Origin of the sequence: Acidithiobacillus ferrooxidans ATCC 23270, from assembly GCF_000021485.1 — a bacterium.
GTDB lineage: Bacteria > Pseudomonadota > Gammaproteobacteria > Acidithiobacillales > Acidithiobacillaceae > Acidithiobacillus > Acidithiobacillus ferrooxidans.
This window is the reverse complement of the sequence record NC_011761.1, coordinates 1,111,107-1,130,604: the sequence shown is the minus strand read 5'-3', so window position 1 is coordinate 1,130,604 and position 19,498 is coordinate 1,111,107. Positions and strand designations below refer to the sequence as shown.

The 19,498-nt window shown below is 55.7% G+C and carries 28 protein-coding genes; 1 reads left to right on the top strand and 27 read right to left on the bottom strand.

The features are described from left to right. Positions 1-145: 145 nt before the first annotated feature. The 27 genes from AFE_RS06130 to AFE_RS06000 form a co-directional block, all read right to left on the bottom strand. Positions 146-1,108, bottom strand: a complete 963-nt coding sequence (locus AFE_RS06130; protein ID WP_012606967.1) for a CysB family HTH-type transcriptional regulator — start codon at positions 1,106-1,108, stop codon at positions 146-148. Positions 1,109-1,163: 55 nt separating this feature from the next. Continuing rightward, complete coding sequence (locus AFE_RS06125) at positions 1,164-1,802, bottom strand: helix-turn-helix domain-containing protein (protein ID WP_012606966.1); 639 nt, start codon at positions 1,800-1,802, stop codon at positions 1,164-1,166. A 184-nt stretch (positions 1,803-1,986) separates the two neighbouring features. Continuing rightward, positions 1,987-2,331 (bottom strand): hypothetical protein, encoded by a 345-nt coding sequence (locus AFE_RS15590; RefSeq protein ID WP_201763903.1) that lies wholly within the window; start codon positions 2,329-2,331, stop codon positions 1,987-1,989. 148 nt (positions 2,332-2,479) lie between these two features. Beyond that, positions 2,480-4,414 (bottom strand): hypothetical protein, encoded by a 1,935-nt coding sequence (locus AFE_RS16035; RefSeq protein WP_012606963.1) that lies wholly within the window; start codon positions 4,412-4,414, stop codon positions 2,480-2,482. Positions 4,415-4,553: 139 nt separating this feature from the next. Then, complete coding sequence (locus AFE_RS06110; protein WP_012606962.1) at positions 4,554-4,985, bottom strand: hypothetical protein; 432 nt, start codon at positions 4,983-4,985, stop codon at positions 4,554-4,556. Positions 4,986-5,003: 18 nt separating this feature from the next. Beyond that, positions 5,004-5,441 (bottom strand): hypothetical protein, encoded by a 438-nt coding sequence (locus AFE_RS06105; RefSeq protein ID WP_012606961.1) that lies wholly within the window; start codon positions 5,439-5,441, stop codon positions 5,004-5,006. Beyond that, positions 5,438-5,698: a hypothetical protein gene (locus AFE_RS06100; protein ID WP_041645744.1), complete on the bottom strand. Its 261-nt coding sequence runs from the start codon at positions 5,696-5,698 to the stop codon at positions 5,438-5,440. The genes AFE_RS06105 and AFE_RS06100 overlap by 4 nt, the downstream gene beginning before the upstream one ends. A gap of 129 nt (positions 5,699-5,827) precedes the next feature. Then, on the bottom strand, positions 5,828-6,283 hold the full coding sequence (locus AFE_RS06095; RefSeq protein ID WP_012606959.1) for a hypothetical protein: 456 nt from the start codon (positions 6,281-6,283) through the stop codon (positions 5,828-5,830). Continuing rightward, on the bottom strand, positions 6,283-6,522 hold the full coding sequence (locus AFE_RS06090) for a hypothetical protein (RefSeq protein ID WP_012606958.1): 240 nt from the start codon (positions 6,520-6,522) through the stop codon (positions 6,283-6,285). The genes AFE_RS06095 and AFE_RS06090 overlap by 1 nt, the downstream gene beginning before the upstream one ends. A 128-nt stretch (positions 6,523-6,650) precedes the next feature. Beyond that, a complete protein-coding gene (locus AFE_RS15335; protein ID WP_049759443.1) occupies positions 6,651-7,583 on the bottom strand; it encodes a YqaJ viral recombinase family nuclease in 933 nt (310 codons plus the stop codon). Between the two features lie 9 nt (positions 7,584-7,592). Next, complete coding sequence (locus tag AFE_RS06080) at positions 7,593-7,913, bottom strand: hypothetical protein (RefSeq protein ID WP_012606956.1); 321 nt, start codon at positions 7,911-7,913, stop codon at positions 7,593-7,595. A gap of 140 nt (positions 7,914-8,053) precedes the next feature. Then, on the bottom strand, positions 8,054-8,500 hold the full coding sequence (locus AFE_RS06075; protein WP_012606955.1) for a hypothetical protein: 447 nt from the start codon (positions 8,498-8,500) through the stop codon (positions 8,054-8,056). Between the two features lie 2 nt (positions 8,501-8,502). Continuing rightward, positions 8,503-9,312: a DUF4942 domain-containing protein gene (locus tag AFE_RS06070; RefSeq protein ID WP_012606954.1), complete on the bottom strand. Its 810-nt coding sequence runs from the start codon at positions 9,310-9,312 to the stop codon at positions 8,503-8,505. A 122-nt stretch (positions 9,313-9,434) separates the two neighbouring features. Further along, positions 9,435-9,920 (bottom strand): hypothetical protein, encoded by a 486-nt coding sequence (locus tag AFE_RS06065; RefSeq protein ID WP_012606953.1) that lies wholly within the window; start codon positions 9,918-9,920, stop codon positions 9,435-9,437. A gap of 259 nt (positions 9,921-10,179) precedes the next feature. Further along, a complete protein-coding gene (locus AFE_RS06060; protein WP_041645740.1) occupies positions 10,180-10,419 on the bottom strand; it encodes a hypothetical protein in 240 nt (79 codons plus the stop codon). 9 nt (positions 10,420-10,428) lie between these two features. Continuing rightward, positions 10,429-10,773 (bottom strand): hypothetical protein, encoded by a 345-nt coding sequence (locus AFE_RS06055; RefSeq protein ID WP_041645736.1) that lies wholly within the window; start codon positions 10,771-10,773, stop codon positions 10,429-10,431. A 126-nt stretch (positions 10,774-10,899) separates the two neighbouring features. After that, positions 10,900-11,358: a hypothetical protein gene (locus AFE_RS06050; protein WP_012606950.1), complete on the bottom strand. Its 459-nt coding sequence runs from the start codon at positions 11,356-11,358 to the stop codon at positions 10,900-10,902. Between the two features lie 11 nt (positions 11,359-11,369). Then, complete coding sequence (locus AFE_RS06045) at positions 11,370-11,813, bottom strand: hypothetical protein (RefSeq protein WP_012606949.1); 444 nt, start codon at positions 11,811-11,813, stop codon at positions 11,370-11,372. A 10-nt stretch (positions 11,814-11,823) separates the two neighbouring features. After that, a complete protein-coding gene (locus tag AFE_RS06040) occupies positions 11,824-12,270 on the bottom strand; it encodes a hypothetical protein (RefSeq protein ID WP_012606948.1) in 447 nt (148 codons plus the stop codon). Positions 12,271-12,404: 134 nt separating this feature from the next. Further along, positions 12,405-12,695: a hypothetical protein gene (locus AFE_RS15330; RefSeq protein ID WP_012606947.1), complete on the bottom strand. Its 291-nt coding sequence runs from the start codon at positions 12,693-12,695 to the stop codon at positions 12,405-12,407. A gap of 115 nt (positions 12,696-12,810) precedes the next feature. Further along, positions 12,811-13,722: a DUF3150 domain-containing protein gene (locus AFE_RS06030; protein ID WP_012606946.1), complete on the bottom strand. Its 912-nt coding sequence runs from the start codon at positions 13,720-13,722 to the stop codon at positions 12,811-12,813. Beyond that, positions 13,719-13,931, bottom strand: a complete 213-nt coding sequence (locus AFE_RS06025) for a hypothetical protein (RefSeq protein WP_041645725.1) — start codon at positions 13,929-13,931, stop codon at positions 13,719-13,721. Before AFE_RS06025 ends, AFE_RS06030 begins: the two co-directional genes overlap by 4 nt. Positions 13,932-14,129: 198 nt before the next feature. Continuing rightward, complete coding sequence (locus AFE_RS06020; RefSeq protein ID WP_012606944.1) at positions 14,130-14,612, bottom strand: hypothetical protein; 483 nt, start codon at positions 14,610-14,612, stop codon at positions 14,130-14,132. A gap of 214 nt (positions 14,613-14,826) precedes the next feature. Beyond that, positions 14,827-15,222, bottom strand: coding sequence for a hypothetical protein (locus AFE_RS06015; protein WP_012606943.1), 396 nt, complete (start codon positions 15,220-15,222; stop codon positions 14,827-14,829). Positions 15,223-15,232: 10 nt separating this feature from the next. Beyond that, entirely contained in the window at positions 15,233-15,487 is a 255-nt protein-coding gene (locus tag AFE_RS06010; RefSeq protein WP_012606942.1) for a hypothetical protein, read from the bottom strand. A 189-nt stretch (positions 15,488-15,676) separates the two neighbouring features. Then, positions 15,677-16,312 (bottom strand): ERF family protein, encoded by a 636-nt coding sequence (locus AFE_RS06005; protein WP_012606941.1) that lies wholly within the window; start codon positions 16,310-16,312, stop codon positions 15,677-15,679. A 214-nt stretch (positions 16,313-16,526) separates the two neighbouring features. Next, positions 16,527-17,000 carry a hypothetical protein gene (locus AFE_RS06000; protein ID WP_148208613.1) on the bottom strand — a complete coding sequence of 158 codons (474 nt, stop codon included), beginning with the start codon at positions 16,998-17,000 and terminating at the stop codon, positions 16,527-16,529. 314 nt (positions 17,001-17,314) lie between these two features. Between AFE_RS06000 and AFE_RS05995 the strand changes: the two genes are divergently transcribed. Beyond that, positions 17,315-19,432 (top strand): NACHT domain-containing protein, encoded by a 2,118-nt coding sequence (locus tag AFE_RS05995; protein ID WP_012606937.1) that lies wholly within the window; start codon positions 17,315-17,317, stop codon positions 19,430-19,432. Positions 19,433-19,498 lie beyond the last annotated feature (66 nt).

Here is a 19,498-nt window from a genome sequence, read left to right as displayed (position 1 = left end):
CCTATCAAAAGGGCGGCTGGAGCCGCGATCATTTCCGAAGTGGAGTACCAGACAGGAATCCGCACACGTTGGCGGGCACCGGCCAAAGAAAAACCCCGGTGCAAGATGCATCGGGGTTGTGGTGATTGGCGTCTTCAGGTTTTGATCAGGCGCTACCACCTGGCGCCAATAACGCCCTGGAAGCAACTGTGGAATCCAGGGCCTGATCCACCGTGTTGCGATCGAGGTGTGGCGCGTATAACGCTATGAAGGTGTATAGATACCCGCGTAAATAGGTTCCCTGCCTCAAGGCCAGGTAGGTGGTGCTGGGATCGAACAGGTGACTCGCATCGATCACCTCCAGTTTTGTGTCCCGTACAGGGTCATAAGCCATTTGGGCGACGATGCCTATCCCCAACCCCAGTTCCACATACGCCTTGATGACATCGGAGTCTATGGCGGAAAGCACGATGTTGGGGGACAGGCCGTGATTGGCGAAAGTCTTGTCGATCAGGGAGCGCCCTGCAAAGGCCTGGTCGTAGGTTACTATGGGATGGGCGGCGACTGCTTCCAGCGTCAGTGGCTGGCTTTGCAGCAGCGGATGGCCGGTGGGTGTGATAACGACGCGATTCCACTGATAGCAGGGCAGGGCGACAAGGCCCGCGTAGGAATTCAACGACTCCGTTGCGACCGCCACGTCTGCCTCCCCCGCCGCAAGCATCTCCGCGACCTGGGTAGGATTGCCCTGGCGCAGGCGCAACTGAACCCCTGGGTAGCGTTCCGTAAAGGTCTTTATCGCCCTGGGCAAGCTGTATCGGGCTTGAGTATGGGTGGTGGCGATCACAAATTCCCCACGATCGCCCTGAGAAAACTCCTGACCTACTTTTCGGATATTCTCGATATCGCCGACTACCCGCTGTGCAAAAGTGAATATCTGCTCACCCGCCGGGGTCATTCCGATGATGCGCTTCCCTTTGCGCACGAAAAGCGCCACATTGATCTCCTCTTCGAGGAGTTGGATCTGTTTGCTCACCCCCGGTTGTGAGGTATACAGGCTATCGGCGGCGGCCGACGCATTGAAGTTCTGGCGCACCACCGCGCAGATGAAACGAAGCTGTTGCAGGTTCATGGTCTGCTGCTCACCCAAGCCGGTTGGCCTGTATGGCGATAGGTCAGCAGTTGCATCAGGTTCTCTCTATATCAATGGCGTAACGCTTGATTTTGTTGGCCAGGCCTACCCGGGAAAGGCCAAGCGCCTTGGCGGCGCGACTTTGATTGCCGTGGAAGCGTTTCAGTGCGGAGATGACCATGCCGCGTTCCAGACTTTCCGTATGTTCCTTTAATGTGCCACCTTCCGTTTGGCTTGGATTCGAGTCGGCATCCTTGGAAAACGGTTGTCTGGGTAAGTTGTGGATGGGTTGGCGATGCTCGCGGGAGATTTCACGGTATTCCATCGCCCGCTTCAGGCTCAGTGCCACCAGATCCGGGAACAGCGGCTTGCGCAGGTATTCGTAGACAGCGGCCACATGCAGGGCGTCGGCAAACTCGCTGGAGTCCGTACCCAGGCCACACAGAAATCTTATCGCCGTCGGTTGCTGGGTGCGGAAGTCGAAGAGGCACTGGGCGCCCGACATATCCTCCAGTTGCGCGTCGCAGATGATGGCATCCACATGATGTGTACCGGCGAGGCGCAGCGCCTCGGCGCCACTGGAGACGATGATGCATTCATAGTGTATGGACAGCGCCCAGCTCAGGTTGCGGGCTTCCTGCTCGTCCGTCAGGGCCAACAAAATGGCTGGAACCGCACGCTGGCTTGCTTCCATATGTATCTCTGCGCGAAAAGGAAGTATGCAGTTAGTGTACTAACTTCCTTTGCATTGACGCAAGATGAAGGCTCCGGCGCGCGCTCTGCATCCCCGCCATGAATAGCGAGGTTTCCGCGCACACTGGATAAACGTCCGGTAATAAAGAAAACCCCAGGTCCGGAGACGTGGGGTTGGGGGATCGTTAAACAGATTTTGGTTGATCGTCATCAGCCATGGAACCCGGCCCGCGAGGCGGCTCCGTCGCCGGTCGCGGTTTCCACCAGTCTGGAGCCACTTTTAATTGGCACCTGGCACAAGGGCAGGGATGGTCGTCCTCCGGCTGTCCCCGCCACCCAACGGCATATTTCATGATATACTTAGTGTTGTGGCCTGTTTCATCAAAAACATCCACTATGTCCTGCAGCCTGGACAAGGGGTGCATGCCACACACTTCTTCTTTTTGCCCATCGGGATGGGTAAAAATTAACGACCCGATGCGTGTCTTGTAAACAGGCTTTCCGTTGGCGATAAATCGTGTTTTCATCATATCTCTCCTGACAGGTAAGCGGCTGAATGCCGCGATCATTTCCGAATGGGAATACCAGACAGGAATCCGGCCAAAGAAAAACCCCGGTGCAGAATGCACTGGGGTTGGGATAAATCAGGAAGCCAGATCGAAACCCGGCTTCTTTTTCTCAAACGGACAAGCGAAAGGCGTCAATCAACGCCTTTCCCGCCTGATTTGCGGGAGCTTGGCCAGCGCGATCACCAGCAAACTGCGTAATCGCAAGTCCGGCATCGCCCAGCAGCACGTACCTCACATCCACTCCGTCGTTCAACAGGGCTTTGTCCGTGGCCTGGGTGGCTACGACATCTGCATCACCATCGGTGAGAACGATCAAGATCCTGCGCTCCTGGTCACAATACACCAGGTCCGAGCCAGCCAGATTCATGGCTTGCGCCAGGCAGGTTCCGCTCAGACAGGACAATTCCCACTTCTCGTTCTGCCGTAACGGCGCAGAAGAAAAGTCACGACCTTTGCTGTACGTGCTCCCAAACCAGGAGATCGAGTATTCGATTCCCAAGGAGCTGAACAGCTTGGACAATGCCATCGCCGCAGCAGAAACAGCGTGAGCAGGAGCGCCTAGCGTTTTGGTGTCTCCCATGCTGCCGGAAAGATCCAACAGCACTTTGACGGCCATGGTGCGGGTATCCCCTTCCAGACGACGGGCAAATACCTGACCCGTGGTGGCGTGGCGATGCAGGGCCGTAGGCACGATGCCCGATGTGCCGGTTCGAGAGGTGAAAACCTCTTCCTGAGCTTGCGCCCAGAGTTTGGCTTCCAGCGGCCCCGCGATTTGACGATAGAGCATGTCAGCCGACGTTTTCACCTTGAACGCGTCGGAAACACGATGACGCGGTTCCGACTCAGTGATGTTCTCGTTCTGGTGTCCTGCGGCGATCTTCTGCAGGACTTGCTCGGCCATATCGGCGATATCGGACTTGTCGATATCGTCCTCTCCAGACGCAACCGCCTGCCGACAATTTTCGGCCTGGTCTGGAGTAAGATTACAACCTTTGCCGGGCCCGCTGGGCTGGGCATTGGATCCATCGCGTTGGTCACCGTCGCTCTGACCCTGGCTGTCGCCCTGGCCCTGGTCTTGACCCTGGCCTTCATTCTGGCCATTACCATCGCCTTGGCTTTCGTTCTGACCTTGGCTATTGCCCTGGCCCTGATCCTTGTCAGATCCATTGCCGTGGCCTTCGCCTTGACCCTCGCCGTTCTGACCCTGGCTGTCGCCTTGGCCGTCACTTTGATCCTGTTCGTCCTGTCCACCACCTTGACCATCACTTTGGTCTTGATCGCTGCCATCACCTGGATTCGAGTCGTCTTCACTCTGACCTTTATCCTGGCTATTACCTTGGCCTTGGTCGCCGCCTTGATCCTGGCTTTGCTCAGGCTGGGACTGGTCTGCGGCTTCCTGCAACAGGTCGGAAATGGCCTGTGCCGCAATCCAGGGGCCTTCCGGACCATGGCAGGTTTTGGCTATCACGGCTTTGTCCGCAATGACCAACACCCGATCCCAAAGATCGGAACTAAAAGCCTGTCGGGCAGCCGCTTCCCAATTGGTCGCGGCAGTGTCCAGCGTGTGCTGCCCCAGAAAGTGTGCGCGGTAGCGATACAACACCGCGAACGTCGCCAGAGTCCCAGGCGTGGTATCGTCCTTTGGAGCGTCCGGAAACCACTCAGCGCGGATACCGTAGTCAATGAGGTTGGCCAACAGCTTTGGGGCTCCCCGATACTGCTTGCCACCCAAGTTTTCAATCCGAGCATCCTCCAGGCTGTTTTGTAGCCCCTTGATAAAAGGGGTTCTGTTGACACCATCTGGCGGAGTGCCGTCATACGCCCCTTTCAGGAAGGTGTGTCGAATATGAAATGCTTCGTGAGCTACCAGCCCCAAAAACAAGTCCTCTTGTTCCTGGGGCCCAGCCATCGGCAATACGGGTAACACCACCCGCTTGCCATCGGTGTAAGCTGTGGAGGCGAATGGATCCACGGATACGGTAACCCCCAATCGCCGGCCCAGTGCTGCAGCCGCGATCCGCAACCCTTTCATCATTGTGCTCATGGTGTTTCTCCTGTCGAATGCGGCGACGCCGCGATAATTTCCGGAGAGGAATACCAGACAGGAATCCGCACACTGCGGAAGTTGATTGATGGCAAAGAAAAACCCCGGTGCAGGATGCACTGGGGTTGGGTGGGTCGGGTCAGAAAGACCAGGTACTCTGAGGCACGATGGACCGCACGGCTTCCGATAATTTGGCATCCTTGCTGTCGATGCTGTCCGCATACTCTGCCACGGTGCTCATTTCGCGCATACTTTTCAGGAGGCCGGACACAGCCGATCCCCCGCCGTGTCTGTGAAAACAGTCATAGACTTGATCCAAAATCTCATCCATGGCACTTGCCAGGGTGATGGATTCATCCACTTCGACTTGATCCTGCCATTTCAAAGGGCACTTCTTGGCTTTCTCTGCCATTTGGCCCATGGCGGTCTTTGTCGAAAGCGTTCGCTTGATGACGCGACTAGCGCCTATGACAGATCCATACAGGAACATGGCTTTATCAAAAACGGTCAGGCATATCCAGACCTTATTTCGTGGTCCAACATCCTGAAAGATATAGATTTCGCCTTTCATCGTTTCGCTCCTTGCGGTTTAGAAGGCCCACTTGGGGGATTGAGCCTCTGTCTTTTCAATCGCGCGGTTAATCGCTTTGTTTTGCAAGTCCGCCGGATAGGTGTTGTGTTCCTTGGCGAGTCGGACGAGCTCTTCCACCAGGCTGTTGGCGTCGATTTTCCCCTCAAGATGCTGCCGCAAGGTGTGCATAGTGTCCTGCCCAAGCTCATAATAAGCAGGATTTAACGGCACGAAGTCGCAGAGATCTTCGTCGGTTTCTGTATTTTTGGCGTAAACGATTCTGTGCCCGGACTGGTAATCCGTGCCATTAGGATCTTCCGCCTCGAACTGCAGGTCACCGTTATCGACAAGCGCGCTCATCTTTCGCTTTATGTGCTCCAAATTAAATTCTGGAGCTTCCATTTCGACATTGGCATAGCTGGCCACGTCGCAGCCCACGCAAACCTTGATTTTCATGGCTGACCTCCTTCTTCTTCATAGCGAAAAACCACGCCGGCCATCAGTGGCTCACAGGCCTTGATGTCAGCGTAGATCTCCGGGCTGGCCTGGAGGCATACCAGTCTGCCAGCAGCGTTCATGAGGCCGACTTCTTTCCAGCGGCCAGGAGTTTTCCGGTAGTCGTCCCGGGGTGAGGCGATGTTTCCATGGGCAGCGACGATGCGGCATTGGCCCCCTAGATCCGTTGTGGCGGGAACGATATAAAATGTGATCATGGCACTTTTCCTGATGTAATGCGGTGGATGCCGCGATGAATTCCGAAGAGGAGTTGCAGACAGAATTCCGCACGTATGCCGCCCAAAGAAAAACCCCAAAGCCGAAGCGATGGGGTTGGGTGGATCAGGTTAGAAGGCCCAGGGGGCGTTGGCTGAAATGGATTCCAGCGCTGCTTCAAGCCTGGAATGATCCGGCGGCTGAGGAATGGACGGTTGTGGAATGGGCCGCAACGGGGTGACCCGCCTCTCGTTGAGCAAAGCATCGATACCCCAATCATTGCCACCATTGATTACGAAGTTGTCAGCAACCTCTTGCATAACGGCGTCCATGGCACCTTCCAAGGAGGGATACACCTGGTCGTCCATCAGGATCGAGCGATTCCAATGGCTTGGATACTTGTGAATCTTGGTCGCCAGCTTATTTCGCCCTTCTTTTGGGGTTACAGCATACGTGCTTCTGCCACGTATTGATCCTGCCACACCGCCGAACATGATCCATGCGTGTTCTCCCGCAACCAGCAGCACCCAGATTTTCATATGAGGACTGTTAGGATCTTGAAGTACGTCAATCTCTGCAGTCAGCATTACGCACCTCCGGGCTCCGCGAGTGCGAACATCTTTTCTGCATAGTCAGAACCCGTGATAGAGCTTTCCTTGTAGACCAGAACATCGTCTCCGTTCGGATCCTCCACTATGTCCTCCGGAGTGTTGGTGCCTTCCACATCGAAGTCTGCGATAACCACCTGCAGACCAGCAGCTTCCGCCTCTGCATCCAGGTACGTAGCCTGAATTAGTCCACCATCCACTGTAATCAGCACTTTCATGGCGCTACTCCCTTTAGTTGAAATGGGCGAGATGCCCGCGAACTGCCAGACGGTAGTACCAGACAGGATTCCGGACGCCGCTCAAAGAAAAACCCCAAAGCCGAAGCAATGGGGTTGGATAGATCAGGCTAGAAGGCCCATTCGACGGGTTTTGCCGTGGATTCTTCAACGGCAATCACCTTGACAGACTCACGGATAGACCCTTCTTTCCGATACAGCTCACCTTCCCTGGTATCAATGCCGAGATCCTGCAGGAAGAGCTTCCAGTCAACCTGACCCTTTGACGACGATTTGGACACCTCCACCCCGCACCCCTGGATACGCCCAAGGTCTGGCAGATACTCCAGCAGCGCCGCTTTGACCGTGGCCTGTTCCGCGCTGAGAGCCGCCATCTGAGCATCCAGAGAACGGAACTTGGCCGCCAGCGCCGCGAAGCCATCCGGCATCTCCTCGTCAATGGCGTCCTCGTACCGTCGGAAATCCCGATTGGCAACCGCCTCCCAGAATCCCCGCTCGATGCGGATCAGTCCTTCGATATAGGCCAGATCCGGAAACACCTCGATCAGATGCGGCTCCGGGCTGATCTCCGGTCGATAGACGGCGAAGATGCATCGGGCAGCGCCGGACACCGCAAGCTGGTGTTGCACTTGCGGCCAGTAATGCTCTGGCACCTGGTCGCTCTCCACAACGGATTGGTAACCCAGTTCACCAGGGCACTTGATCTCCAGGATGGTTTCTCCATTTTCGGAGACACCATCAAAGGATGTCAGCATCCAGGGGTGTTGGTCGTGCTCGCCACACATGGGAACGAAGAACTCCCCCAGCATGTCGTTCACGGCATCCCTGGCGTATGGCTCCAGGTCATGGCCGCGTTGCATAATGGCCTCCTGGAACTCGTTGATGGGTTCCCGCTCCGCTCCCAGCTTCTCCGCCCAGAGCGTGCGCGGTTTCTTGAAAGGGCTGACGCCCATGATGATCGGGGCGTCGGATCCGCCCAGACCGCTTTGACGCCACTCCAGCCAGGCGTCGGTGTTCTGGTCCATATCATCGATCAGTTTCATGGTTCCTCCTTAGCTCGCCAGCGCGAGCATGGTTTTCATGGCTGTTCCTGTGGGCTGCTCGCGCCACGGGGTGTGCGAGACCAACACCATGTCGTTAACCTTGAAGCCCAGGCCGATCGGGTCCCCGTAAGGATCCATTCGGTCTGGGAGCGTAATAAACACTTCACCAGGCAGCACCGGGTTGGTTTCGACGGCGATGATGATAGTCGCCACCAACGTTTGGATCCCGGGTATCTTTTCGAGGAGGTGCATACCCTCCCGCAGATCTCCGGCACGAATTTTCTCGTAGCGATGGACGAGGCCGTCGCTACCCACTTTTTCCTGAATCATGGATTTCTCCTTTCGAAAATGGGCGGAATGCCCGATAATTTCCGGGGAGGAGTACCAGACAGGAATCCGCACACTGCGGAAGTCGATTGATGACGAAGAAAAACCCCGGTGCAGGATGCACTGGGGCTGAGGGGGTCAGGCTAGAAGGCCCAGGGAATGTCAGCGACGGGGAAAAGCCTGGCGATAAACTGTTTTTCCAGTGTTCGCAAGGAAAGTTCCGCATCCGGAAATATTCCATACGCGGCGTTCTGGTCAAAGGATCGCAAGGTTTTGCGAACCACGCTTTCCGCATTGACTGCGTATTTTGGCGTTTCTTTACCCAAGTCACGGGAAATCGCGCGCAACACTTCGCCATCTGATGCTTTTGTCTCTATTCGCACGGCTGGTACAATTTGCCGCCAGCCGCCTGGGAACATGGATTCCAGTCTGCCAGTTATGTGCTGACTGGTATTGGATTGGCAGAAGTGCATTTTGCTCTGAAGATCCCCATGAATATTACCCCAGTATTCATGCTGATATCCTGGCGCCTCATAATACACCCACAGTTTTTTGAAATCGCAAGACATACAGATATAAAGCAACATCATGCTTAATCCCTCCCGTCCATAGCCGCCAGAGCGTGCGGATAATGGCGCGCGATCACTCGGTTGCACTGATCCAACAATGGCAGAGCTTTGTCATGGAAAACAATATGTCCGGTCCCCTTTTTGTATATCTTCATGTGGAAATATTCCGTTTCCACTTCGCTGCGGACCCGCATGGGTCCTTCGGTCATCGCCTGGTACATGCCATTCCGGTGCTCTGGAATGGGCTTGCCGTCATAGACGGAAAGAATCCGGATCAGGTCGTCCAGAACGTCTGCCGTATTCGAGCTGACGCTCCCATAGGAGTTGATGATGTTGGAAACGATGATCTTGCGCCCAATACACAATGGGTTATTCGTCCGGTAATCCCAGGACAGGCGGCGAAACAAATCAATGATGCCCTCCTCCATCATGTCTGTACGCTTCTCATACAAATCGGCGAATGTTGCCTTGATGGCATCCATCTCGAAGGGTGGGGTTGCCGCCCGGCTGATTTGCCCGTCCAGATCTTCTTGCCGTCGCGCGGACATAAAGGCACGAATGCCAGACTGGTCCAACAGTGAGCGCCAGAATCTGGCGTCCACCTGTTTCATGGCGGAATCGGTAGATTCCCCAGGATTGGACAAGGTGAAGTAATACCCTCTGCCGCTGGACATGAAGCTTTCCAACACGGAATATTGCTCCATGGAGGCGGTTTTCTCCAGGCCCATGGATTCGTTCAGGAGCACGAAGGCCCCCATCACTTTCTCCCGGATGGTTTCCCGCGCTTCGATCATGGCAGGGACGGATGTGGTCAAAATCAGGTCTGCGTTCATGGTGCTTCTCCTATCAAAAAAAGCGGCGGAGGCCGCGATAAATGCCGGAGAGAAGTACCAGACAGGTTTCCGGACAAAGAAAAACCCCAAGGCCTAAGCCGTGGGGTTGGGGGGGTCCTATGTCAGCCTTGAATTTCCAATGATGCAGACTCTGGTGCCATGCCCATTTCCTTCAGGTAGACGAGGAGTCCGTCGGTGTCGCGGGGGTGTTTGATGAAGCCATCCCGCACGAAGCTCAGTTCACCGTCCTCTTCCTCCTCGTTGGACATGGTCAGGATGGTATTTCCATCCATGTCGTCCACATGAGCCTTGAAAACCCCGCGCTCATCCAGATCAACGGTCATGAGCAAGTGTGTGTTGCGATATTCGCTCGCATCCTTGTCCTCAATGCGTATCCAGCAGGATACCCAGGCACCGCCAGTGGTGTCGGCAATAACCACATCATCATCCAGCGCCATAGTGTCAAAGCTCTCATCCGCACGCGCTTTGGCCGCGAGCGCGTACGTGTTCGTGTCCACAGGCACCCCAAATACATGGACGCAATCCGTAAACTTGAGACCCTGTTCTCGCATTGCCAACAGTTGTTTTCTCAGCTCTTCCTGACTCATTATGCAACTCCTTTCGTTTACAGCATTCTTCCTGCCATGCCAACGCCAGTTTGTAGCGTACATCTTCCGGCATGACAACCCGAATACCTATGAGTGATGTGGCCGAAATGTCGGCCGTTTCTTTCTGCTTGGGCAACCTCCCGCAAACTGTGCGAGTTAATTCCGGAAAGAGATAGCAGACAGGAATCCGGACAGGTACCGGCCAAAGAAAAACCCCAAAGCCGAAGCTTGGGGTTGGGGTTGGTCGGGGAAGCCAATATTATCCGCGTTTCACATCGATGATGGCACCATCACCATACTCCAGGGTGGCGATTTGTCCGCGTTCCAGCGACAGGTTGGTCCATCGCCGGATCGCTTCGTCCCGGGAGAGACGCAACCAACGATAAATGCCCTCCACGCGGATGTATCGCGCCCGCAGGGTGTCAGGCACCTCGTTGGCGTGATCGCACCAAGCGTTGATACGGATGTGCGCCATGTCTTTCTTGCTGAGCATTCCCATGGTTTTCTCCTAAAAAATTCCATTGGCGAACAGTCGTGCTATTCCCTGAAGGAATTCCTCACGCGGTCCGCAAATTTTGGATATGGCCTCAGCAAGATGAAACGTGCTGGTTTTCAAGCCCATATCCTCAAGGCAAAATCGAAAGAGGAATGTGTCACGCCCACCGCTGGCAAGAAAATCCCGATATTCGTTTTCCCACTTTTCGGACAATCCGGATCCGCTATATACAAAGGCAGAACCGCCAGCTCGATAAATTACGTAAAATTCTTTCTTTGTGGATAGGTACACCACAATTGGAATCTGTGTCTCTGGTTTTTCCAGTACACGTATCGTGACCTCTTCGTGATTGCTCATAACGCTGCTCCTGTCAAAATGGGCCAATCGCCCGTAAATTACCGATGACAGATCGCGGACAGAAATCCGGACAGCCGGCCAAAGAAAAACCCCAGGTCCGAAGACGTGGGGTTGGGGGAGATCAGGCTAGAATGCCCAGGGCTGAACGGGATGAATCTCCGGAAGCGCGATGGGCATGGTTTGTTCAGGTGGGGTATACCCTTTGCGCTGGTCCAATTCTTTGGGCATGAAATTGCCGTAGATCGGGATTCCACGCTCGGCGAGCTTTTGGCGGACCAGTTGATCGGCGGTTTCGACGAATAACGGCTGATAACTTCGCAATCCAGACAGAACATGCAGAATGACGGCGTTTGCATTCCCTATATCGTGCATGGTAACCACTGGAACGATCTGTCTCCAGCCAGCTTGCACCTTGGATTCGGCGCGTTTAGAAACCGCTCCTCCGCATGGTCCGAAGTGGCACCCCTTGCTTCTCTGCTTTGCGCCTGCCCAGAAGATATAATCGCCACCTGAAGATTCGTAACAGCCAAAAGCCTTTTCCAGGTCCGGTGACATCAAAAAATACAAACCGTAAATATCTTTCATGTGTTCTCCTTTTAGAACGCCCAAGGCGCCTGTGGTTGAATATCGGGGATGGTGATCTGGGTTGGCGTGAAGGGCTCATGATTGATGAACTCTCCATAGACACACGGGCCCTTGGCATATCTTCGCAGCGTATCTTCCACCACCTGTTGCCCGGAAAACCTGGAAAGCGGTTGGGCGTGCAGGAGATCGGTCACAATGCGCTTACAAAGATCGTTCGCGCTAACGCCATCTTTGGTGTCGAGCACAACCGGTGGAATTAGTTGCTCCAGGCCACCGGCTTTCATCACTCGCCGGTAAACACGTTGATAAATAGGCGTTTTGATCGTTTTCACGGTGAGAGTAATCTTGCCAGGTTGCAGGCTGGTATAGAATATATTTTGTCCCGTTTCTGTTTTGTAGGCACCCCAAACGAACCAGTTGTGAAAGTCAAGTAAAACATGGAGCCTCATTCTCATAGCGTCACCCTCAAAAAACCCACGATGGACTTGCGGACCGCAAACCTGAAACGGCTTTATTCAGGTTCTCGGCGGCCAAAAGGCTGGCCTTGTCGCCAATGTTTTTCAGTAGATCATCGAAAGCGTACGGCTTCAGGTCGCCGCCATCGGGGATGGACTCCACCAGCTTTCGCATCTTGGTTCCGATTTGTTTCTCTGTGAGATCCGTATGGATATCCCGGCTGGCACCATGCAGAATACTGTGGTAATCGGGGTCCCGCTTGTCGTTGTACAAACTGTTCACCACGCTCGCTGGCTTGGGGCTGCTGAGTATGAATGTCCTGGTCAATAAGCAACCGAACATTGCCCTCATCTTGGTTTCCACCGGAGATTCTTGCTTCTCGTGCCGCCGGATATAACCAAAAAGATTGGTTCCGGCACCGTTTCCATCCCGCAACATCACAATTTCGTACAGCATGGCGCACCTCCTGTGCGAGTCAATTCCAGTGGACAGTAGCAGACAGAAATCCGCCCAAGAAAAACCCCGGTGCAAAATGCACTGGGGTTGGGGGGTCATGGGTTCATGTACCTATTCTGGAATTCTGGTCGCCATCAACGCTGCTCGACAGGGCGCCACCATTCTGGTGCAACTTTGGTCTGACATCGTTTGCACGGACAGGGATGATCATCTTCCGGTTGCCCGCGCCATCCCACTGAAAACTTTTCGATATACCTTATGTTGTGCCCGTTTTCGTCAATCACGTTCATCATTTCGGTCAGAATGGCAATCGGTCCCATCCCGCATACTTCTTCCTTTTGGCCGTCTGGATGGCTAAAGATGAGTGAACCAATCCGCGTTTTATAGACTGGTTTTCCGTTGACCGTGAATCTAGTCTTTTTCATGAGGGTTCTCCTAAAAGCTGTACTATTGTGGATCATTTCCGCAGGGACATTGCAGACAGAATTCCGGACGGCGCCCAAAGAAAAACCCCAAAGCCGAAGCTTGGGGTTGGTGAGATCAGAATGCCCAGGCGGAAACCGGAACTGGATCATGGGAGAGAACGGGCGATTCATCCTCAACCGGCGATTCGTCTTCCATCATATCCAGCAAGGGTGCTGGCACGGATACCCGGCATTCGCCACGATCACCGATTGCCAAGATCTCAGCCGGATCAGCCGCCGAGCGGATAACGCCGCTGACCACCATGGATGCAGCGCTTTGCCCGTCCGTGCCAATGGAAGACTCCGACTGGCTGATCACCTGGTCCAGCGCGGTGACCAAGCCACGGAAACGCCCATCCACGAAGGACAGAGCTTCCGCCTTTACCCGGATGCCCTTAAGAACGTATATCCCAGGCACTCCCTTAACCTTCCCGACACGCTTTTCGGCAAGCCAGGCACGGCAGGCCTGGGACATCTCCTTGGCGATACGGATAGACAGAGGGGAGCCTTTTAGCGCCTCTTCCACCTGGGGATCGGTGAGATCCACGGGCGGACAGATCCAGGAAAAGCTGATGTCTTCCATCAAATTTTCCTTAGTCGGAGCGGAGGCGCGAATGACATCCTCCCACTCCGGCGCATCTTTGATCTGAGCCTTGATATATCCATCCAGGCCATTGATCAATTCGACCTTGGCCTTCTCGAAGCCATCCTTGAGCTCATCCATGCGGGTGTTCATGGCGTCGGCCAGCGCCTCATCCACAAAGAACCCGCCGAAAAACCGGGTTCCTTTGGCGAGGAGTACAGATTCCACCGCCTTTCGTGCCGCATGAAACGGCCGCAAGGGCTCCCGTGGAATGACCTGGATAGTTCCGGCAGACGCCAGAACCTTTTCCAGATCACGACCATCATTGGCGGCCAGAATTTTCCGGGGGAGGCTACGCGTTCCCGAGATGCAATGGATCTCGGGGAGAAAGACGATCCCTTTCATAGCACACCTCCAACAGTTTCTGGGGTCATGATGGAACGGGCGAACTCAATGGCTGCCCCCCACGCCTTGGGCAGATCTCCTTCCTTGCCCGGGGTGAACATGGCGGCGTTCCAGATCTGCCCATTGTTGAGGGCGACGCGCACATGCACGCCGGCCTCGTCCTCAAAAATCGTTGTGCGGCCAGAGGCCGTGTTGATTACGGATTTCATGGTGCTTCTCCTATCAAAAAAAGCGGCGGATGCCGCGATAAATGCCGAGGAGAAGTACCAGACAGGTTTCCGCACACGTTGGTGGCGGGCCTGGGACAAGGAAAAGCCCCAGGTCCGAAGACTTGGGGCTGGATAGATCAATTCTTGCGGCTCCCCTGGATAGGAAGATCTTAAGGAAATTACACGGATTGCCGTTTTTTACCCCGTCACCCACCGTTCGTGCCGCACCTCCTCCACCCAGGTCTCCAGCCTCTGATGCGCGTTCCCACACCAAAGGCAGGACCGCTCGTTACCATGCACCAACCAGCGCGTCTCATCCCCAATGAAAGACATCCTATGCTCCGGATCGATGGCGCAACGCCCGATGCGCATGTAGTCCGCCCAGAACTGCGGGATTTCCTGCAGGTCGCCAATGCTTCCTGGTACATGCGCCCACGCTTGCTCCCGTGCGCCATAACAGAGTATCCCCATAAGCCTGGCGCCGTGCAGCCAGCCATCATCCAGCAATCCAACCCACAGAGTATTGTCCCCGTCGCGAAAAACTCGCCAGGTTTTCGCCCGGGTGGATCCCTGTTTTCTCAGAAAACGGTACAGATTCGGGCTAAACTGCAGCCCGTTGCTGGGGTTGATGGCAGCCAGGTCGAGGCCGTTTTCGGTTACACACATCTCTCTTGTGTTCATAATAATCTCCTTGTCGATTGGGTTGATTGCTCGGGAATTACCGTGGGGAAGTAATGGACAGGATTCCGCACACGTTGGCTGGGCTCCGGCCAAAGAGAAAAACCCCAGGTCCGGAGACTTGGGGTTGGGGAGGATCTGCAGTAGAGGCTAGTGTTTCTTGCCGTGGCGGTCAAAACAAACGATTGCTGCACCGATGGCAATAAATATCAGCCCATCAAAAAGCCCAGCTACCTGTAATCCCCTTGGCCACCTCACAGGCTGACCGAAAAGCGGCTTGATGTGGCGCACACTCCTTGTGCCGCATCTCTGCCCACGCGATGGTCGATGAGAGTTCATCCTGCATCTTTATTCGACCACGTTTGCCGTCCACTGCGACGAAAATGGCCGAAGCCAGATCCCGCTCCTCTCTGGAACCAGGGGTAACCCACATGGTTCGCATGCTGCTTTGCAGGATTTGGATGTAATCCGGTATGGACAAATCCGCAATGCCGGTTTGCCTGGACCAGGTATACACGCTGAGATCCTTTTGGTGGTCGTAGTTGAAAACCACCTTGAGCACCCGCTTTTTGGAAGGGTATAGACCTCCCGCAAACAGCTCGATGTAAGACATGCGGCACCTCCTACGCTGCCAGGTCCGGGGTTTCCAGCCATTCGGCAAGGCGCTTCACGGCGGGCGGAATGTTGGCGTCCTTCACCTTGAGATGTCGCAAGCCGGCGTACTCCCAGGGCGCCACGTCGCTGCTACCGGTCCAAGTACCGTCGGCGGTGCAGGTCACGCACGAATAAAACTTGCCGTGCCGCGCCGTTTCATCCGGCGTGCAGATCAGATATGCGAATTGACCCCAGGACTTCTTCATCAATATCTTGCTTTTCATGGCACTTCTCCTATCGAAATGCGGCTGAGCCGCGATCATTTCCGGAGAGATGTACCAGACAGGAATCCGGTCACAGGGCTGAGCAGCCGGCAAATGCCAAATGCCAACGGCAAATGCCAGAGGCCTGCCTCGATCTGGGCAAAGAAAAACCCCAGGTCCGAAGACTTGGGGTTGGGGGAGATCAGATGGTTACGCTGCAGCAGCAGTGCTCTTGGCGGCGGCTTCCTTGGCGGGAGCCTCCTTCTTGCGCGCTTCGATCGCTTCCAGAACCTGTTTCAGTTCTTCTGGGCGATCCTTAAATGCCTCGCGCATCGCGGTTTCAGCGACGGTGAGCCGGTCTGGCGCTGTCATGGAGATGCGCTTTTTGGCGCTCTCAATGGTCATCGGTGGGCGCGCCTGAGACACGTTGGCGGCTGTCCTACGCGAGGCGGCCTGACCATCATCGTCTTCCGGGGCGAGGCCCAGGAGACCAAGAATCGCATACCGGCGCGCATAGGTGAGCGCAGAACCGTAGCCCTGGGGATCCGCCTTGACCAACGGGATGCTGGTCGTGGTTTCAAAAGATTCCCCGCTCGCGGCGTGAATCAGGATGGTCCGGACGGAGGCGATATGTACCTTTCCGTTTTCATCCCGCTCACCGGTATCCACCGCAGGCTGCAGGAGGACAACGCCAACATCCAGCAAGGGCTGACTGATGGCATCCAGTACGCTCCCAAGGGACGCGTACTTGACCTTTAGGTGCGGATTATTGGCGTCCTTGAGCACGGCGCCAAACGCCTTTTGCGCGGTGAGAACGGCCGACATCAACTTGGATACGTTTTCCATGGGTAAAGCTCCTTTCAGAAAAACCGGCGATATGCCGTGGATTCATTCCGGAGAGAGATAGCAGACAGAATTCCGGACGCTTCTGACTGAGCACACGATTTAATATACTATACAAATATACAGTATGTGGTGGAGGCAGATCAACCTGGTGATCGGCGGGTTCCGGCCAAGAAAAACCCCGGTGCAAAATGCATCGGGGTTGGGGCGGGTCGGGCTAGAAAGCCCATGGTGCGGTTGGTTCCGGAAGCCGGATGTCTTCCCAACGCCAAGGTCTGATGAAAGCCTGGTGATCCAGGATTCTTCCCTTTTCCTTGCATTGCCGAAGATACACTATTGGATCTTCTCCAGAACGGGCAACGAGTTGTGCTCCATTCAGCAATTCTTCGGCCACATCATGGGCAAATCGGTGAGTGGAGAGCAAGGAAAAAGGGGCAAAGCTCAGTATGGCATACCCCCCTGAGACGATCTTGTCATCGACTTTTTTGGTGGCCTCTTGGGCATTTGCCTTCTTGCTAATATTTAGGGCTACTTGCAATCTGAGGTTGGAATCGAACTTTTCTGCTTGAGACGAGATTAAATCTCTGTGGTTGAAAATTGGCTGTATCACACAATACATCAAAAAACCGATGCTGGTTGAATGCTGTATTTGACCGGCAGCAGTTCGGCCATTGCCGTTACTGGAACACATCAAGCGCTACGTCAGCAATGGATCAGGTTGGCGCCGGTGGCACCATCGGGCAACTGAACGTCAGTTTCCGACACAGACAAGCGCGCTTTCGACCCCTATGCGCACGGATAGTTCGCCCGGCCCGTGCATTCAACCGAGCTCGGAGCGGTGCCGTAATCGCGGTCCCGGAAGTCCATCGCTGACTTGTGTTCGGGCCGCATGGTTTCAGCGATCCAGACCCGCCTGGCCTAGGTATCACCCCTAATGTCTTATCTTGAGATACCAATTCGCGCTATGCTACGGTAACGCCGATAGAATTGTGTGGGAGGTAGCAGATGGCCGGACAAGACTTGGTCCGGCCGAGCCGGGACGGAGATCAGTTTCACTATCTCTGGGCCGCTCGCCAATGCCTTGAACTCCTTCCGGGGGGCAACGACCTAGTAGCAGTGACCGTTGAGGGGCCGTCGGTAGACGAGGCCGCAGGAGACGTTATCGAAGCTGGCGAACAGCTAATTGATGTTGGTCTCTATTACGGCGCAGAAAGCCGAGCCGAGGCTCGGCTTGTCCGCTACGTCCAACTCAAGCACTCGACGCGCCGCAGCCTGGAGGCCTGGACTGCCAGCGGTCTGGAGAAGACGATCAGGGGCTTCGCGAGACGGTATGGGGAGCTTCTCAAGCGCTATGCCGTCCACGAAATAGCGCAACGGTTCCTGTTTGAGTTCACCACGAACCGGCCGATCGATTCGAGGCTCAAGGAAGCCTTAGCAGATCTCGTGTCTGGGGCCGCAGCTCGACACCCGGATCTGCGGCACTCCCTCGTAGAGTTCACCGGACTAAACGAGACTGTGGCCTCGCAATTCTTCAGCCTATTCGCCGCCGAAGGCGGCGAGGAGTGCCTCTGGGCGCAGCGGAACCTACTGACGCAGGACATCAGCGCTTACCTGCCAGATGCGGACTATGATGCTCCGGTCCAGCTGAAAGAGCTCGTCACCCGCAAGGCAACGACGGAATTCGAATCCAATCCTTCCATTCGCCGGCACGACGTCTTGCGTGCGCTGAAGGCTACCGAGGAGCAGCTCCAGCCAGCGCCCTGTCTCATCCGGGGCCCCACGCACACCACCCTGCCTCGCGAGCAGGAGCAGGAAATCCTCCGGACGCTCCTCGCGGCCGAGAGCCCCGTCGTCATCCATGCCGAAGGAGGCGTCGGAAAATCAGTGCTGGCTTCCCGGTTGGCCCTATCCATGCCCTCAGGTTCTGAAGCAGTCCTCTATGACTGCTTTGGCGACGGCCTCTATCGGAACGCACTTCACTTCCGGCACCGCCATCGCGACGCACTCGTACAGATCGCGAACGAACTCGCTGCCCGGGGCCTTTGTCACCCCCTGGTCCCCACCCCCCATGCGGACACCAAGCAGTACATGCGCGCCTTCCTCCAACGGCTCACCCAAGCGGCGCAGCTGCTAACGGCGAGGAACCCCGAGTCACGCCTCTGTCTGATTATCGACGCCGCCGATAACGCGGAGATGGCGGCCGAAGAACAGGGAGAGCCCACCAGCTTCGTCCGAGACTTGATTCGGGCGCCGTTACCCGCAGGCATCCGCCTGGCACTCACCAGCCGAACACACCGCCGTTCGCGGCTTGGAGCGCCGACCGAGGCGCAAGAAATCGAACTTCACCCATTCAGCAAGAGCGAAAGCGCGCGCCATCTCCGTGGCTTCTATCCCGAGGCCAGCGACGCCGATGTTGCAGAATTCGCATTCCTCAGCAGCTCAAATCCGCGTGTGCAGGCATTGGCTCTCTCTCGACGGCTGCCGCTTCAGGAAATGCTGAAGCAGCTCGGCCCGGAACCTACGACTGTCGACCGCGCGATCGGCGAACTGCTGGAAGCCGCCATCGCTCGGCTACAGGATCAGTCAGGGGCATTCGAGGCCTTTCAGATCAACTTCATCTGCCAAGGGCTTGCGGTTCTTCGACCCCTAGTACCCATCTCTGTGCTCGCGCAGCTTTCGGGGACCTCCGAAAGCGCGGTTCGGAGCTTCGCGCTAGATTTCGGCCGCCCACTGCTCCTGAAGGGTAACAGCCTCCACTTCCTCGATGAGCCCGCCGAAACGTGGTTCCGGGAGCGCTTCCAGCCAGATGCGGTAGCGCTGACCAGGTTCCTTGAACGTCTGCGACCCCTCACCGCCAAGAGCTCATACGCTGCAGCCGCGCTTCCGCAGCTCCTTCTTCAGGCGGAGAGACTAGACGAATTGGTGGAGTTAGCGCTCTCCGAGGAAGGGCTTCCGACCGAGAATCCGCTCGAGAGGCGGGACGTTGAGCTACAGCGGCTTACCTTCGCCCTAACGGACATTGCGACTCGCGCCACCCCAGAGGATGAAAGAGAATGGGGGGTGAGGAGATGGCGGATTGAGGTCGAGCAAGTTTTTGGTGATTCCATCCCGACTCTAACGTGACCCGCCAGGCCGACTCGTACCCCGGATTGCCTCCCTTGAGAGCGCACATTAAAAGGGCCGCCTGAG

Excerpts from the sequence above, each read along its gene's own strand:
- AFE_RS06100 (WP_041645744.1), bottom strand. The coding sequence starts at position 5,698 with ATGATCACATTTTATATCGTTCCCGCCACAACGGATCTAGGGGGCCAA.
- AFE_RS06125 (WP_012606966.1), bottom strand. The coding sequence starts at position 1,802 with ATGGAAGCAAGCCAGCGTGCGGTTCCAGCCATTTTGTTGGCCCTGACG.
- AFE_RS06105 (WP_012606961.1), bottom strand. The coding sequence starts at position 5,441 with ATGAAAATCAAGGTTTGCGTGGGCTGCGACGTGGCCAGCTATGCCAAT.
- AFE_RS15590 (WP_201763903.1), bottom strand. The coding sequence starts at position 2,331 with ATGATGAAAACACGATTTATCGCCAACGGAAAGCCTGTTTACAAGACA.
- AFE_RS15330 (WP_012606947.1), bottom strand. The coding sequence starts at position 12,695 with ATGAAAAAGACTAGATTCACGGTCAACGGAAAACCAGTCTATAAAACG.
- AFE_RS06005 (WP_012606941.1), bottom strand. The coding sequence starts at position 16,312 with ATGGAAAACGTATCCAAGTTGATGTCGGCCGTTCTCACCGCGCAAAAG.
- AFE_RS06110 (WP_012606962.1), bottom strand. The coding sequence starts at position 4,985 with ATGAAAGGCGAAATCTATATCTTTCAGGATGTTGGACCACGAAATAAG.
- AFE_RS06015 (WP_012606943.1), bottom strand. The coding sequence starts at position 15,222 with ATGTCTTACATCGAGCTGTTTGCGGGAGGTCTATACCCTTCCAAAAAG.
- AFE_RS06095 (WP_012606959.1), bottom strand. The coding sequence starts at position 6,283 with ATGCTGACTGCAGAGATTGACGTACTTCAAGATCCTAACAGTCCTCAT.
- AFE_RS06070 (WP_012606954.1), bottom strand. The coding sequence starts at position 9,312 with ATGAACGCAGACCTGATTTTGACCACATCCGTCCCTGCCATGATCGAA.
- AFE_RS06065 (WP_012606953.1), bottom strand. The coding sequence starts at position 9,920 with ATGAGTCAGGAAGAGCTGAGAAAACAACTGTTGGCAATGCGAGAACAG.
- AFE_RS06050 (WP_012606950.1), bottom strand. The coding sequence starts at position 11,358 with ATGAAAGATATTTACGGTTTGTATTTTTTGATGTCACCGGACCTGGAA.
- AFE_RS06130 (WP_012606967.1), bottom strand. The coding sequence starts at position 1,108 with ATGAACCTGCAACAGCTTCGTTTCATCTGCGCGGTGGTGCGCCAGAAC.
- AFE_RS06020 (WP_012606944.1), bottom strand. The coding sequence starts at position 14,612 with ATGAACACAAGAGAGATGTGTGTAACCGAAAACGGCCTCGACCTGGCT.
- AFE_RS06075 (WP_012606955.1), bottom strand. The coding sequence starts at position 8,500 with ATGATGTTGCTTTATATCTGTATGTCTTGCGATTTCAAAAAACTGTGG.
- AFE_RS15335 (WP_049759443.1), bottom strand. The coding sequence starts at position 7,583 with ATGAAACTGATCGATGATATGGACCAGAACACCGACGCCTGGCTGGAG.
- AFE_RS05995 (WP_012606937.1), top strand. The coding sequence starts at position 17,315 with ATGGCCGGACAAGACTTGGTCCGGCCGAGCCGGGACGGAGATCAGTTT.
- AFE_RS06000 (WP_148208613.1), bottom strand. The coding sequence starts at position 17,000 with ATGTGTTCCAGTAACGGCAATGGCCGAACTGCTGCCGGTCAAATACAG.
- AFE_RS16035 (WP_012606963.1), bottom strand. The coding sequence starts at position 4,414 with ATGAGCACAATGATGAAAGGGTTGCGGATCGCGGCTGCAGCACTGGGC.
- AFE_RS06030 (WP_012606946.1), bottom strand. The coding sequence starts at position 13,722 with ATGAAAGGGATCGTCTTTCTCCCCGAGATCCATTGCATCTCGGGAACG.
- AFE_RS06090 (WP_012606958.1), bottom strand. The coding sequence starts at position 6,522 with ATGAAAGTGCTGATTACAGTGGATGGTGGACTAATTCAGGCTACGTAC.
- AFE_RS06025 (WP_041645725.1), bottom strand. The coding sequence starts at position 13,931 with ATGAAATCCGTAATCAACACGGCCTCTGGCCGCACAACGATTTTTGAG.
- AFE_RS06060 (WP_041645740.1), bottom strand. The coding sequence starts at position 10,419 with ATGGGAATGCTCAGCAAGAAAGACATGGCGCACATCCGTATCAACGCT.
- AFE_RS06055 (WP_041645736.1), bottom strand. The coding sequence starts at position 10,773 with ATGAGCAATCACGAAGAGGTCACGATACGTGTACTGGAAAAACCAGAG.
- AFE_RS06040 (WP_012606948.1), bottom strand. The coding sequence starts at position 12,270 with ATGCTGTACGAAATTGTGATGTTGCGGGATGGAAACGGTGCCGGAACC.
- AFE_RS06010 (WP_012606942.1), bottom strand. The coding sequence starts at position 15,487 with ATGAAAAGCAAGATATTGATGAAGAAGTCCTGGGGTCAATTCGCATAT.
- AFE_RS06080 (WP_012606956.1), bottom strand. The coding sequence starts at position 7,913 with ATGATTCAGGAAAAAGTGGGTAGCGACGGCCTCGTCCATCGCTACGAG.
- AFE_RS06045 (WP_012606949.1), bottom strand. The coding sequence starts at position 11,813 with ATGAGAATGAGGCTCCATGTTTTACTTGACTTTCACAACTGGTTCGTT.